The sequence below is a fragment of the Hymenobacter rubripertinctus genome, assembly GCF_003583925.1.
GTDB lineage: Bacteria > Bacteroidota > Bacteroidia > Cytophagales > Hymenobacteraceae > Hymenobacter > Hymenobacter rubripertinctus.
This window is the reverse complement of record NZ_QYCN01000020.1, coordinates 79,718-93,122: the sequence shown is the minus strand read 5'-3', so window position 1 is coordinate 93,122 and position 13,405 is coordinate 79,718. Positions and strand designations below refer to the sequence as shown.

The window sequence follows — 13,405 nt, the reverse complement described above, 5'->3', positions numbered from 1 at the left end:
CCCTGCTGCTGGCGAATCTGGCCGGCAATGGCGGCCTGGCAGCCCATGGCGTCGGTGGTGACCACCGCCTGGCGCAGGTCCAGTTGGGCCAGCAGTTCAGGTAAGGCCGTGATTTCATTGCTTTTATCGGCCACCCGCTGCTGGCCCACGCACAAGCGGTTCTCGCTCACCCAGGCATTAACCAGGTACAGGCCGGCGTTGCCAGCACTGCGCGGACTCACGCCCCGCAGCTTTTTGCCATCGAGGCAGAGTTGTTTCTCGGCCAGCGTATCGAGTAGCGCGTGGCCGTGCTGGGCCAGACAGCCCCGCAGCAAGTCGGGAGAGAGCAGTTGAAATACGCGATTAAACGTATCGTGCGACGGAACACTGGGCAGGTCCACCAAGTCGGTTAGGTGCCGGGCATGGGTTTGGGCAAACAAGACCATGTCCTCGTAATCGTGGCCGTTGCTCAGGTAGGTGCACAAGCCAATAAGCAGGATGTCAGCCAATCGGTAGCGGCATTTGGCGGTCTGACGGAAATCTTCAACTTGTAGAAAGTAGTCGCGAATCGGGTGGCTCATGACCCAAAGCTAGCCCCCACCCGGCTTCATGCGTTTGCCCTGGTTGTGGCGGGCTGGTCGGTGGGGGAGGGCGAACAGGCTACGGCCAGCGGGAGCAAGGCCAGCAAAACGGAACGACGCATACGGCAGCAGTTGGTGAATGCGGTTTACGCAGCCTACCGGGCCGCAGTTGAAGGCCCGACCGGTCAGTTGTGTGTATCCCTTAATTCGCCGTATCTGCTCACTGCTCACTGCTCACTGCTCACTGCTCACTGCTCACCAGATCAGCATCAGGGCAAACGCCAGGCTCATGCAGAGGGACGATATCTGGTTCATGCGCATGGTGTGGTCGAAGTCGGCGGCGGCTTCGTGCTGCCACACGGCCCAGGCCCAGCGCCCGAACACCCCGACAACCGGCCCGGTGGCGACCAGGAAAATCAGAACGTGGGTTGGCTCGTGGCGGCGCAGGTAGGCGAAGGCCAGCAGCCCGGCCCCGGCGGCCAGCGCCAGCCCGGCAAACACGAACGTGCCCCGGATGCCCAGCCGCAGGCTCAGGGTCCGGTCGCCGCGGCGGGCATCCTCGGCGTGCTGGTACACCTGCGTGAGGGGGTAAGAGCCGCACAGAAACAGGCTGCTCACCAGGGCCAGCAGCAGGTTGTCGGGGGCCAGCAGTTGCCCGGCTCCGGCTCCCACGCCCACCTGGGTCATCAGAAAAGTATACGCGCCCTGAAACACCACTACCACGGCCGTACTCAGCAGCGGGTATTTTTTCAGGCGGATACCCTCGTAGCTGTAGGCCTTCGACACCAGCAGATACACCGCCACCAGCCCCGCAAAGGCCGGACTCAGCAGCCAGCCCCCCACCMCCGCCAGCGCATCAAACCCCCACACCAGGTGCAGCAGCTCCCGCGACACTTTGGGCGGCTGCCGCAGCCCCCCGATGCTGCCTTCGTCGCGGTCGTAGTAGCTGTTGTAGCCGTTGGAGGCCGGGTAGGCCAGCAGGTGCAGCACCACGAACACGCCCACTGCCCGCCCGGCACTGAACGGCTCCCGCAAAGCGCTCAGGCCAAACCAGAACACGGGCATCAGGTACACCGAAAACGGAATCCGCAGCAGGGGCAGGGCTTTTTTGTAGGACGCGAGGGGCAAAATGAAGGTAGAAAGTTGGTAAGTTAAAAAGTCAGCAAGTGAAGCAAGCCGAAAGCGAATGTAGGGCGAAGCTGCTTGGTTCGCGCTTACCGGGGGCACGTAGGTCGGGGTGTATGGCTGACCATGGAGTAACCGCCGCTGCCCGATACGTCACTGAAACGAAGGCGCTGCGTAAGAGCAGGCCCTGACTTTTTAGCTTTCTAACGTAGAAACTTCCTGACTCTCCCGCGAGGGTACCCCGATCAGGTAGGTAACCTGCGGCCCCCACCAGTGCCGGACAATGCCGGCCTTCCACTGAAACCGGCCCTGCGGATCGGCCCGGCGGGCCAGGGCCAGGAGCTGGTCGGGCGGGTACATGCGCAGAATGCTCACGCAGCCGTCCCAGATGGTGAAGAGTGGAATCAGGGGCAGCCCGTAGGTGAAGAATAGCCGGCTGAGGCGGAATGGCCGGATGAAGGGTGTGATGAGCAGCTGGGCCACCGGCAGCACCGTAACGGCCAGCAGTAGTTCCAGCCAGTGCTTGCCCGCGCCCTCAAACACGCCGATACCGGTGCGGCGGTGCACGGCATCGGCCAGCAGGGCCTCGGCGGCGGCGGGCGGGAAATGGTGAAACGCGGAGAACACCGTGCGAAAACCGCTCAGCGCCGCTGGTACGGCCGTGGCGTCGACCGGGGCGGGTTCGAACTCCAGGCCCGGAGCGGCGGCTTGTAGGGCCTGCCAGGCGGCGGGCTGGGGGTAGAGGTCGGTGAGGCAGATGCGGGCTTCGGGCTGGGCGGTGGTGCGCAGGCTCCGCAGTACGCCCGCCGTGCCGCCCCCGGCCCCCGCGCAGAGTTCCAGCATGCGGGTTTGCCGGGTTTGGTGCAGGGCCCGGGCCAGCAGCGGCACAATGGGCTGGTAGGTGCCCAACGCTGAAATCATGAACCGCAGGTAATCCATCATGCCCGCCCGAATGACTTTCGGGAACCAAGGCAAATCCTCAAACTCAAATAACTGCCAGCGACGCTTCATGCCCTGCGCTTACGCAACTACCGGGGCAATGGCTACGCCCGCACCGCCGGTTAGCACGCACCCTCCACCCCGCCAGCCACCGGGCGGGTAGTTCCCTGCCAGGCGGGTCCGTAGAGCCAGAGCACCGTTGCGACTGCTGCTGCCCAGTAGGGTGCCGACAGCGGCAGCAGCCCCAGCAGCGACTCGACAGGCACGAAGCGTAACAGCAGCTGATTGGCGAGCAGGAAGAACAGCGTGACGCCCAGCAAGGCCACCGACCGCCGCGACCAGCCGGTGCGCAGGGTGCCCATCAGCGTGAAGTAGGGTACAGTAAGGGGCACAATAGCCAGTGAAACCAGGGCCGCCATGAGGCCGGCCATCAGGGCAATGGAGTAGTCCTCCAGCCGTTCGGAAGCGAAATCCAGAGTCAGCCACAAGGTGCCGCCCAAATTGCTCAGCAGCCACAGAATGAGGGTGCGGGTGATGGTGGAGTAGTTGGCGGGCGAGTAGGATATTTCCATGGTGGAGGAGGGCTGTGATGAAAGAAAATAGAAATGGGAATCGGAAAGAAAGTTCGGCAAGGTGGCCGATTGAGGGGGAAATATCATTCAACCTACGGGAGCTAAGTTCCTGGCGGATTGTATTTATTGTATTTTTTATTGGGAAGTCACCGGTGTCATAATGAACTGTTCCCGGGCTCTGAAACAGGGCGTCTGGCCTGCCGCCAGGCCATTTTGGGTTCCCTGTCGTCCAACGTGGAACCCAAAATGGGAAACCGACCTCCGGTTGTCGGCTTCAGACAAGCAGGGCGGCGGGCAGAAAAAAAGCGCGCAACTGTTTGGAAAGCCGCCTCCGTTTGGCGTGCTTTGCAACACAAAGTTCTTTTTAAGCATGGCCAAGCCCCCGACCGACCCCCTCGCCCAACTCACCGAAATCCGCGCCATTATGGAGCGGTCGTCGCGTTTCATTTCGCTCAGCGGGTTGTCCGGGGTAGGGGCGGGGGTGGTGGCGCTGCTCGGGGCCGGCGTGGGGCACTGGTACCTGAACCGCCAGTACCCGTACGCCGGGTATATGCGGCTGCTGCAAAGCACGCCCGCCGAGCGCCGGCTGGTGCTGCCGTTTTTGCTGCTGCTGGCCAGCGCCATTGTGGTGGCGGCGCTGGTGGTGGCCACCTACTTCACCCTGCGCCGCGCCCGCCGTGCCGGCCAGCCCCTATGGAGCGCGCTGGGCCGGCGGCTGGCCCTGAGCCTGGCTATTCCGCTGGTGGCGGGCGGCCTGTTCTGCATTGCCCTGTTTATGCAGGGTGCGGTGGGGCTGGTGGTGCCCGGGCTGCTGCTCTTCTACGGCCTGGCCCTGCTCAATGGCAGCAAGTATACCTTGGAGGAAATCCGCTGGCTGGGCCTCACCGAAATCGGGCTCGGATTGGTCGCTATGTTGTTCCCCGGCTTCGGACTGGCGTTCTTTGCGGTTGGTTTCGGCCTGGGCCACATCGGCTACGGCCTGCTGATGTACAGCCGCCACGAAAGGTGAGGTGGTGAGGTGGTGAAATGGTGAGTTTGACGTTCAACGGTCCGGCTTGCGCCATTTGCGCCACCTGCCTGATTCACGCCGTCAGGGTCCCCGAACATCAAACCCACTACTTCACCAATTCACCACCTCACTATTTCACCGCTTGAAGCATCTCATTCACACGCTCAACAAAGCTTTCGACAACCGGGTGCGGCTGGGCGTGATGGCGGTGCTCATGGCCAACGAGGTGGTCAGCTTCACCGAGCTCAAGGAAGCCCTGGACCTGACCGACGGCAACCTGGCCAGCCACGTGGCCGCCCTCGAAAAGGCGGGCTACGTGAGCGTGAGCAAGCAGTTTGTGGGCAAGAAGCCCAACACCACGTACTCGGCCTCAAAGGAAGGGAAAATGGCTTTCCAGGAACATCTGGCGACGCTGGAAAAGCTGCTGCGCGGGTAAAAACTCTTTTTTTGCCTTTAAACTTTGAATTGCAAAGTTCTTTTAAAAAATAATCTATGACGACTTTCACTGCTTCCCTTGCCGCCGCCGCTCCGGCGGCCGTACCAGCCCGGCGGCGGCCACTCACGGTGCTCCAGAAACTGCTGATTCCGGCCGGGGCGGTACTCTTCGATGGGCTGTTCTGGCACCGGGGCGCGGGCCTCAATCTGGCCCTGTACACCGTGTTTGTGCTGGGGGCCACGCTGGCGGGGCTGCCCCGGCACGCGCCGGTGTGGCGCTCCGGCTACTTCCGGCTGCTGCTGGCCGGTACGCTGCTGAGCGCGGGCGGCGTGGTTTGGTACGGTTCGGGTGCGGCCCAACTAGCCTGCGTAATTTCGCTTACTGTACTGCTGGGCTTCGTGAATCAGCCCCACCTGAAGCTGGTGGCCTACGCCCTGCTCACGGCGGTAGGCGGCGCGGCCCAGGCCGTGGCGGGGTTGCTGCCCTATCTGCGCCTACCCCAGGATAGGGCCAGCCGCTGGCCGCGCACCCGCTTCTACCTGCGCCTGCTGGTGCTGCCCCTTCTGATTCTGGGCGTGTTCCACGTGCTGTTCTTGCTGGCGAATCCGCGCTACTCTGCCCTGGTGGGGGCCGTGCTCGATCAGCTGGGCAAGTGGCTGGCGGCGCTGTGGCCGAACTTCTCGCTCCCGCACCTGCTGTTTTTCCTGCTCGGCCTCGTGCTCACGGCCGGGGCGCTGGTCGTCGTGCCGTTCCACTTTTTTCAGGACCAGGAGTCGCGCTTCGGGGAACTGGTGCGCCGGCAGCGCGACCGGGTGGCGTCCCTGGGGGTGCGCCGGCCCGATTTCCGGACCCGCGACCGGGGCGCGCTCGATTTGCGCAAGGAATACCTGGCGGCGCTGGCCGTGTTCGGGCTCGTAAACGGGCTGCTGCTGGTGGTCAACATTATCGACGTGCGCTGGATCTGGTTCGGTTTCGTGCCCGCTCCTGGCTTCGACCTCACCCAGTTTGTGCACGAGGGTACCTACGTGCTGATTCTGAGCATTCTGGTGGCCATGGGCATTGTGCTGTGGTTCTTCCGGCGCAACCTGAATTTCTATGCCCCCGGCCTGGCGGCTCTGCGCTGGGGGGCCACGGTATGGGTGGGGCAGAACGCGGTGCTGGCCGTGTCGGTGGGCCTGCGCAACTACTATTACATCCTGCACACGGGCCTGGCCTACAAGCGCATTGGGGTGTACGGGTTTCTGCTGCTGACCTTTTTCGGGCTGATTACGGTGCTGCTCAAAATCTGGCAGCGGCGCTCGGCCTTTGCCCTGGTGCGCCTCAACTCGCTGGCCGCCTACGGACTGCTGCTGCTGCTGGCCCTGGGCAACTGGGAAATCTGGATTGCCCGCTACAACCTCAACCCCCGCTTCCAGACCCTGGACCTGGGTTTCCTGCTCGAAATGCCCGCCCGCGTGCTGCCCGAGCTGGCCGCCCGCCAAGCGGTGCTCGATGGCATGAGCCGCATCATCATCAGCCCGCCCGGCAGCTACAACGAAACCACCGCCACCCCGGCCCAGGCCCGCGCCGCCATCCAGCACCGCCTCGCCCAGTGGCGGCGGCAGTACCCGCGCACCGCCCACTGGCAAAGCTGGACCCGCGCCGAATCGGCGGCTTTTGCGCATACCCCACCCCCTGCCCCCCGCCGCTTGAGGCGCGGAATCCTCCGGGAGAGGGGTGCCAGACGCAAGCCCTAGTAGAACGCGCCCTCTTCAGAACGCACTCCCTCTCCCGGAGGATTCCGCGCCTCAAGCGGCGGGGGGATGGGGGGTGCGCTGCGCTGCCAGAACGACTACTCACCATCAACTCAAAACCATGAACCTGCTTCAACTTTCCCTGACGCTGCTGGGCCTGACATGGTGCCTGGGCAGCCTTACGGCCCTGGCCACGCTGCTCACTTGGCGCGAGCGGGCCGCCACCGCGCCGGCGCGCCGCCGCCGCCTGCTGGCTGTGGTGTTGCCCGCCGCCGCCCTGCTGCTGGGCAGCCTGCTCTGGACGCTGCTGCACGTGATGCTGCTCTGGGGGCCGGGCGCGGCTACCGTAGCGGCGCGGTAACCTGGTCAAATTATATTCTCTACTCCGATGAAAACGACTCCAGCAACCAACACCCTGCGCTGGCTGGCCGCTCTGCAACAAGCCAAAGACACGGTCACCATTTTGGGAATGAATTTTATGCTGCTTTTCGGCCTCATGATGGGCATTGCCGTGCCCGGGCTTATCCTGTATTTTCTGCGGTGGAAACTGGTGCGCGCCACCGGTAGTCCCGCTACCGCCATCAGGATCTGGGGTTGGAGCCTCGTGCATGAGTTTCTGTGTGTCATCCTTTTCGCGTCGGAAGGAACGCAGCAAGAACTACATGGTATGGCTACCCTGCTGGCGTATGGGTATACTCTGGGAATAGTTGTCAGCATGGCCGGGCTTGTAATGAGTATTGAGCATCGTAACGCCGTGCAAGCGGCTGCTGAGTAATGGCCAACCCAACTACTTCCCCTCCCCCTACTACCTCCCCCGGCCGCTGCCTGGCGGTACTGCTGACGGCCTGCGCCCTGCTCTGGACCTGGTGGCAGGTGCCCGGCTGGTACCGCCTCGGCTCCGACGACGCGGCCGGCCTGGGCGCGCTGGTGCAACTCTGGCAACAGCCCTGGCTGCTGGCCCTGCTGCTGGCCGTTGCCAACGTGGTGATTTTGTACCGCGCCACCCTGCCGCTGGCCCTGCCCGCCGACCCGGCCTCGCTGCTGGACCGCCCCCGCTACCTGGCCGATTTCGTGTTCTGGCTCTGCGTGGTGTTTCACCTGGCCAGCCTGGTGCTGCTGCTGCTCATCGGCAGCGGCGGGCTCACCCTGGACCCGCTCTGGCTGTGAGGCCCGCCGAATCGTACTCCGGGCAGCTGTGGCAATTTACCCGCGAGGTGCTGCTGCCAGCCGTGCCGCGCCTGGCGTGGCTGGTGCTGGGAGTGATGATGTTTAGCGGGCTGAACCTGCTTTTTCTGGCGGAGCTATGGCCGCATTTTCCGCAGGCCGAAACCTGGTTCATCGTTCCGCTGATGGCTGGTCTGCTGCTGGTGCCGTGGTTGGGCGCGTACACGGCCCAACGGGTAAGGCCGCAGGTGAGGCAGTGGGGATGGCGCACGCTTTGGCAACTGGCTACTTTCGGGGCCTATGCCGTGGCGGGTATGTCGGCGGGGCTACTCGTTCTGGGCCTGCTGGTTGGTCTGCTGAACCGGTTGTAGTGGTCCGGTGCGCGCGAATTTGCTAGCTTACCGGCCGCTGTGCCCGGCACCTCCACCGGGCCGTTTCCGCTCCCGTATGGCCCGTAAGCTACTCCTGATTCTGCTCGTTCTGGCGCTGCTCATCGAACTCGTGCTCACGGTGGGCGGTTTCGCGGCCCCCGATATGCTGCTGGCCAAATTTGGCGTCGGCAGCTCGCCCGACACCCAATTTATGGCCTTCGCCCTGGCCTGGCTGCTGTTGTTCGTGAGCCTGGCCGACGGGCTGGCGCTGGTCTGGGTGTGGCAGCGCCACCCGGGCTACGCGGGCCTGTGCTATCTGCTCGGGTTCTGGTGGATAGGCATCGGGTTGGGACTGTACCTGGTGTACGGGCGGTTCGATAATCTTATGCTCGACTCGGTGAAAGGCCTGTTGCTGGTACTGGCTACCTGGGCCACCCGGCGGGCGGCGGAAACGGTGCTCGCGGCCCGCTAACGTCACCATAGACCCCGGCCCGCGCGCAACTGGTATATTTGCGGCTCCGCTGCCGGGTTGCCCGGCCGCGCCCGCCTCACTGCGCCCCGCATGTCCGCTTTCAAGCCCACAAAAAAAACCGACTCCGCTGCTCCCCCCAAGCCCGCCCGCCGCTGGCCCAACCGGCTGTCCCGGCTGCTGTGGGCGGGCTTTATCCTCGGGGGCGCGCTGTTTCTGCTCTACCCGATTCTGGTGAGCATGAACTTTATGTTCCTGTTCGGCAAGTCGCCGAGCCTGGAGGAGCTGGAGAACCCGCGGGTGGAGCAACCCTCGCAGGTGTTCACCGCCGACGGGGTACTGCTGGGCCGCTACTTCCGCGAGAACCGCAGCCCGGTGCCGCTCAGCAACATGTCGCCCTGGCTGATCAAGGCCCTGGTGGCCACCGAGGACGTGCGCTTCGAGGACCACGCCGGCATCGACCCCATTGCCATTGCCCGGGCCGTGGCCGGGGTGGCCACCGGCGGCAGCGGGGGCGGGGGTTCCACCATCACCCAGCAGCTGGCCAAAAACCTGTATAAAACCCGCCGTAAGGAAAACATCGGCGGCCTGGGCCACCTGCCGCTGGTGGGTACCATCATCAGCAAAACCAAAGAGTGGCTTACGGCCGTGGAGCTGGAGCGCCGCTACACCAAAAACGAAATCCTGGCCCTCTACTTCAACACCGTGGAGTATGGCTCCCAGGCCTACGGCGTGAAGGTGGCCGCCAAAACGTTCTACAGTGCTTCGCCCGATTCACTCACCATCGAGCAGGCAGCCATGCTGGTGGGCATGCTCAACAACCCCACCGCCTTCAACCCCCGCTTTCACCCCGAAGCCGCCAAGCGCCGCCGCGACCTGGTGCTCACGCGCATGGGCCAGGCCGGCGTAATCACGGCCGCCCAGGTGCAGGCCCAGCAGGCCACGCCCATCGTGCTCCGCTACCAGGTGGAAAAGCACGTGGACGGCCCCGAAACCTATTTCCGGAGCGCCATCAGCCAGAAAGCCAACGAGTGGTGCCGCCAAAACGGCTACGACCTCTACCGCGACGGCCTGCGGGTGTACACCACCATCGACTCGCGCATGCAGGGCTACGCCGAGGAAACGGTGCAGAAGAAGATGAAGAACCTGCAACGGTCCTTCGACAGCTTCTGGCGCAACCGCGGCACCGACCCCTGGGTGGACGAGGACGGTAAAGTGATTCCCGACTTCATCGAAACCCAGATGAAGCGCACCCAGCAGTACAAGCGCCTAGCCGCCCAGTACCGGGGCCGCCCCGACCTGCTCGATTCGGCCCTGCACCGCAAGCGGCCCATGAAGGTGTTCACCTGGAAGGGCGACGGCGACACCACCCTGCTGCTTTCGCCCCTCGATTCATTGGCCTACTACAAGCACTTTCTGCACGTGGGCATGATGACGATGGACCCTTTCACGGGCCAGATCAAGGCCTGGGTGGGCGGCCTCAACCACCGCTTTTTCCAGTACGACCACGTGCGCCAGGGCAAGCGCCAGGCGGGCTCCACCTTCAAGCCCTTCGTCTACCTCACGGCCCTTGACAACGGCTACGCGCCCTGCGACCGGATCCGGGACGAGCGCGTGACCATCAATTACGTGGAGGACGGCAAGCCCATGGAGTGGAAGCCCGACAACGTGACCCGCGAGTACACCGGCATGAACATGACCCTGCGCTACGCCATGGCCCGCTCGGTGAACTCCGTGACGGCCCAGCTCACCGAAAAAGTAGGCTGGGCCAACGTGGCCAAGTACGCCCACAAAGTCGGCATCCGCAGCAAGCTGCTGCCGGTGCCCAGCATCGGCCTGGGCTCGGGCGGCGACGTGAGTGTGTACGAGATGGTGAACGCCTACAGCACGTTCGTCAATCAGGGTTTCCGGCCCGAACCCATGATTATCACCCGCATCGAGGACGTCAACGGCAACGTGCTGGTGCAGTTCGACCCCCAGCAGAAGCGCGTGATTCCGGCCGAAACAGCCTGGCTGATGACCTATATGCTGCGCGGCGGCATGGAGGAGCCCGGCGGTACCTCCCAGGCCCTCTGGGACTATGAGCTGTGGAAGAAAAACAACCAGATTGGCGGCAAAACCGGTACCACCAGCAACTACTCCGACGGCTGGTACATGGGCATCACCAAGGACCTGGTCACCGGCGTGTGGGTGGGCGGCGAGGACCGCAGCATCCACTTTGTGGGCTCCCAGCAGGGCGAAGGCGGCCGCACGGCCCTGCCTATTTTCGGTTCCTACATGGAGAAACTCTACCAGGACCCCGAGCTGGACATCAAAATGGGGCCGTTTCCGCAGCCCACCGTCAAGATCAGCAAGAAGTACAACTGCGTGACGGCCGAGCCCCGCCGCCGCCCCGAGCCCGTGGATAGTATCGTGGTGGATGACCTGCTGGAGAAGCTCAACCGCGGCCTCATCGCCATCCCCGACAGTCTGAAACTGTAGCTGCCGTTCGGTTTTTTCGCGCGTCAGAACCTCCGCCTGGCTTCCCACCCGAGCCCTGTTGCGGCTCGTATCGTGTTGGCTTTAATGCTAGAGCAAATTTCAGAAGAGTGTACAAGCTGTCGAGACGCGAAGTGTCGCGTCTCGACAGCTTGCACCCGAACTCGAAAGCCCTATAGGAGCCCCTTCGTGCCCACGGCGCGCTACTGAATAGTTCGGCCGGGTAGGCGCAGTACCAACTTTCGGTGGGTGCGCCTACCTGCTGCCTCTCACCGGCCGCCGCGGGCGTCGTAGTCCGGCCAACCCGGCCAGCAGGCCGGCGGCTACCAGCGCCGAGCGTAGCTGAAACGGCCCGCGCCAGTTGGCCGCCGCCCGGATTTCGCGACCGGCTTCTATTGAGTTGGCCCAGGCAATGAAGGCGTCGGCAATGGGTAGCTGCCCGAACAGGTAGCGCTTGTTGCCCGAAATGCTGAGGGCGGCCCCGAACCCCTCGATGCTGTTGCGCAGGCCCACGGCCGTAGTGGTATCGGCGTAGCGCTGCATGGTGCGGCGGCCCACCAGCGAGGCCGCGCCGCCCACGTCCCAGATAACCGGCCCCGAATCTACGTCGGCGGTGGGGGGCGCGCCCCGGGCCGCTTCGCGGATGCCGGGCAGGCCCAGGCGGGAGGTCAGGAAATAGCGGCGGTAGAGCCGGAACTGCTGGCGAGCGAAGGTGGGGTCGATTTCGATGAGGAAGTTGAGGAGCTGACTCTGGGAGGAGCCCCGGGCATCTTCCGCGCTCTGGCCGCTGCCGGCCGCCGCGCGGTGCGGAATCAGCCCCCGGGAGTCGAGGTGGCCTCGCACGCGCCGTACCCACTGGCGCAATAGCGGCTGATAACGGGGCAGGTAGAGGCGGTCGTGCCAGGCCAGGGCGGCCACGCCCATAACCCCGTCGGCGGGCCAGGCGGCCCCGGCGTATGATTCGGGGTAGGGGGACTCACTGGCCGCCAGGGAGCGGGCAATCAGGGCGCACTGCCGCCGGAAACGGCCCACGGCGGCCGTGTCGCGCACATCTGGGGGCTGCACGGCCAGGTAGCGGCCCAGCACGTAGGCCGACCAGCCCTGGTAGAACGCGCCCCGGGGCAGCGGCAGGTCGGTGTCCTGGAACTGAGAGAGGCCGGCCGGCGACTGAATTTCACCTAACGCCCAGCCGGCTTCGTTTAACCCCGACCGATATAGTGCGGATAGTGGGGACGATTGCGGCATTAGCTCAATCCAGGCCAGGGCGTACAGCGCGTTCAGGTACACAAAGCCCTCGGGGTAGAGCTGCTGCATCTGGGTCCCCGCCCCGTGGTGCATCGGCCCCCGCAGAAACCGCAGCTGGGCCACCACATCCTGGTTGATGGGCTGGCCGTTGGCAGGGGTGAAGTCGGGCTGGTAAAACAGACGCGCGTTCAGGTAGCCCACCAGCAGCAGGCCCGCCACCAGGAAAAGCCGGAGTAACCGCCGCATCAGGGCCGGGGGTTACTTCTCCTGCCCGTAAAACGACTCCAGGGCCGGCTTCAGCTTCGGATATTCAAACTGGAAGCCCTTTCCGAGCACTTTTGCCGCACTCACGCGTTGGGAGGCCAGCACGATTTCACTCATCTCGCCCATCATCAGCTTGAGGCCGAATTCGGGTACCTTGGGTAGTACCAGCGGACGGTGCAGCACCTCGGCCAGAGTTTCGGTGAACTCCTTGTTCGTGACCGGGTTCGGGGCTACGGCGTTGTAGAGGCCGTTCCACTGGTCATCTTCGAGGGCGTGAATAAACAGGCGGCAGAGGTCGTCGAGGTGAATCCAGGACATAAACTGCTTGCCCGAGCCCAGGGGCGCGCCGGCCATCAGCTTCACGGTGCGGGCCAGCGGCACCAGCGCGCCGCCCTCGGGGCTAAGCACGATGCCGATGCGCATGATGGCCGTCCGGATGCCATCCTGACGCACGTACTCGGCCGCGCTTTCCCATTGCTTGCACACGTTGGCCAGAAAGTCGTCGGCGGCCGGCAGGGTATCCTCGGTTAACACCTGGTCGTCCCGGTCGCCATAAATGCCGATGGCTGAGGCCGACACGAAGGCCCGCACGTGGTGGGCACCCTTCCGCAGCTCCTGGGCCAGCAGCTGGGTACCGGCCAGCCGGCTCGACAGGATTTCACGCTTGCGCTCCTGGGTCCATTTGCCGTCCGAAACGCTGCTGCCCGCCAGATTGATGATGTAGTCGGCGTAGGGAATGGCGGCCTCGTCGATGGTGCCGGCCAAGGGCTCCCAGCGGAAGCTGGGGTAGCGGTTGTTACCGGGCGTGCGGCTCAGCAGGGCCACTTCGTAGCCCCCATCAATGAGCATTTCGGCCAGACGGGTACCAATCATGCCGGTGCCGCCGGTAATCAGAACTTTACGAGACATGGTTTTCGAAAAAGCGGGTAGCTGATAGCTATTAGCTGATGTTTTTGAGTGGAATCAAGAGGAACCAGGACCGCAAGCTACTACGGAGTTCCGTATCATCAGCTAACAGCTAACAGCTAACAGCTAACAGC

15 protein-coding genes are annotated in these 13,405 nt (G+C 64.0%); 9 read left to right on the top strand and 6 right to left on the bottom strand.

Features of this window, described 5'->3' with window-relative positions:
- The 4 genes from D0T11_RS13890 to D0T11_RS13875 all read right to left on the bottom strand — a co-directional run.
- A partial coding sequence (locus D0T11_RS13890; RefSeq protein WP_147374659.1) for an ISAs1 family transposase occupies window positions 1-560 on the bottom strand: 560 nt, incomplete at its 3' end.
- A gap of 255 nt (window positions 561-815) precedes the next feature.
- Window positions 816-1,688 (bottom strand): UbiA family prenyltransferase, encoded by an 873-nt coding sequence (locus D0T11_RS13885; RefSeq protein WP_119656394.1) that lies wholly within the window; start codon window positions 1,686-1,688, stop codon window positions 816-818.
- Window positions 1,689-1,880: 192 nt separating this feature from the next.
- Window positions 1,881-2,696: a class I SAM-dependent methyltransferase gene (locus D0T11_RS13880; protein WP_147374658.1), complete on the bottom strand. Its 816-nt coding sequence runs from the start codon at window positions 2,694-2,696 to the stop codon at window positions 1,881-1,883.
- Between the two features lie 50 nt (window positions 2,697-2,746).
- Window positions 2,747-3,196, bottom strand: a complete 450-nt coding sequence (locus tag D0T11_RS13875) for a hypothetical protein (RefSeq protein ID WP_119656392.1) — start codon at window positions 3,194-3,196, stop codon at window positions 2,747-2,749.
- Between the two features lie 370 nt (window positions 3,197-3,566).
- Between D0T11_RS13875 and D0T11_RS13870 the strand changes: the two genes are divergently transcribed.
- The 9 genes from D0T11_RS13870 to D0T11_RS13830 all read left to right on the top strand — a co-directional run bounded on the left by D0T11_RS13870 (window position 3,567) and on the right by D0T11_RS13830 (window position 10,859).
- A complete protein-coding gene (locus D0T11_RS13870; protein ID WP_119656391.1) occupies window positions 3,567-4,205 on the top strand; it encodes a hypothetical protein in 639 nt (212 codons plus the stop codon).
- Window positions 4,206-4,347: 142 nt separating this feature from the next.
- Window positions 4,348-4,641 (top strand): winged helix-turn-helix domain-containing protein, encoded by a 294-nt coding sequence (locus tag D0T11_RS13865; RefSeq protein ID WP_119656390.1) that lies wholly within the window; start codon window positions 4,348-4,350, stop codon window positions 4,639-4,641.
- 56 nt (window positions 4,642-4,697) lie between these two features.
- Complete coding sequence (locus D0T11_RS13860; protein WP_119656389.1) at window positions 4,698-6,377, top strand: DUF4153 domain-containing protein; 1,680 nt, start codon at window positions 4,698-4,700, stop codon at window positions 6,375-6,377.
- Between the two features lie 118 nt (window positions 6,378-6,495).
- Window positions 6,496-6,735 carry a hypothetical protein gene (locus D0T11_RS13855; RefSeq protein WP_119656388.1) on the top strand — a complete coding sequence of 80 codons (240 nt, stop codon included), beginning with the start codon at window positions 6,496-6,498 and terminating at the stop codon, window positions 6,733-6,735.
- A gap of 27 nt (window positions 6,736-6,762) precedes the next feature.
- Entirely contained in the window at window positions 6,763-7,149 is a 387-nt protein-coding gene (locus D0T11_RS13850; protein WP_119656387.1) for a hypothetical protein, read from the top strand.
- Complete coding sequence (locus tag D0T11_RS13845; protein ID WP_119656386.1) at window positions 7,149-7,541, top strand: hypothetical protein; 393 nt, start codon at window positions 7,149-7,151, stop codon at window positions 7,539-7,541. Before D0T11_RS13850 ends, D0T11_RS13845 begins: the two co-directional genes overlap by 1 nt.
- Window positions 7,538-7,909, top strand: a complete 372-nt coding sequence (locus tag D0T11_RS13840; protein ID WP_119656385.1) for a hypothetical protein — start codon at window positions 7,538-7,540, stop codon at window positions 7,907-7,909. The genes D0T11_RS13845 and D0T11_RS13840 overlap by 4 nt, the downstream gene beginning before the upstream one ends.
- Before the next feature lie 76 nt (window positions 7,910-7,985).
- Window positions 7,986-8,381, top strand: a complete 396-nt coding sequence (locus tag D0T11_RS13835; RefSeq protein ID WP_119656384.1) for a hypothetical protein — start codon at window positions 7,986-7,988, stop codon at window positions 8,379-8,381.
- Window positions 8,382-8,471: 90 nt separating this feature from the next.
- Window positions 8,472-10,859: a transglycosylase domain-containing protein gene (locus D0T11_RS13830; RefSeq protein WP_245990875.1), complete on the top strand. Its 2,388-nt coding sequence runs from the start codon at window positions 8,472-8,474 to the stop codon at window positions 10,857-10,859.
- Window positions 10,860-11,111: 252 nt separating this feature from the next.
- Here D0T11_RS13830 and D0T11_RS13825 read toward each other — a convergent pair whose 3' ends face one another.
- Both D0T11_RS13825 and D0T11_RS13820 read right to left on the bottom strand, forming a co-directional pair.
- Entirely contained in the window at window positions 11,112-12,347 is a 1,236-nt protein-coding gene (locus tag D0T11_RS13825; protein ID WP_119656383.1) for a hypothetical protein, read from the bottom strand.
- 12 nt (window positions 12,348-12,359) lie between these two features.
- Window positions 12,360-13,274, bottom strand: coding sequence for a TIGR01777 family oxidoreductase (locus D0T11_RS13820; protein ID WP_119656382.1), 915 nt, complete (start codon window positions 13,272-13,274; stop codon window positions 12,360-12,362).
- Window positions 13,275-13,405 lie beyond the last annotated feature (131 nt).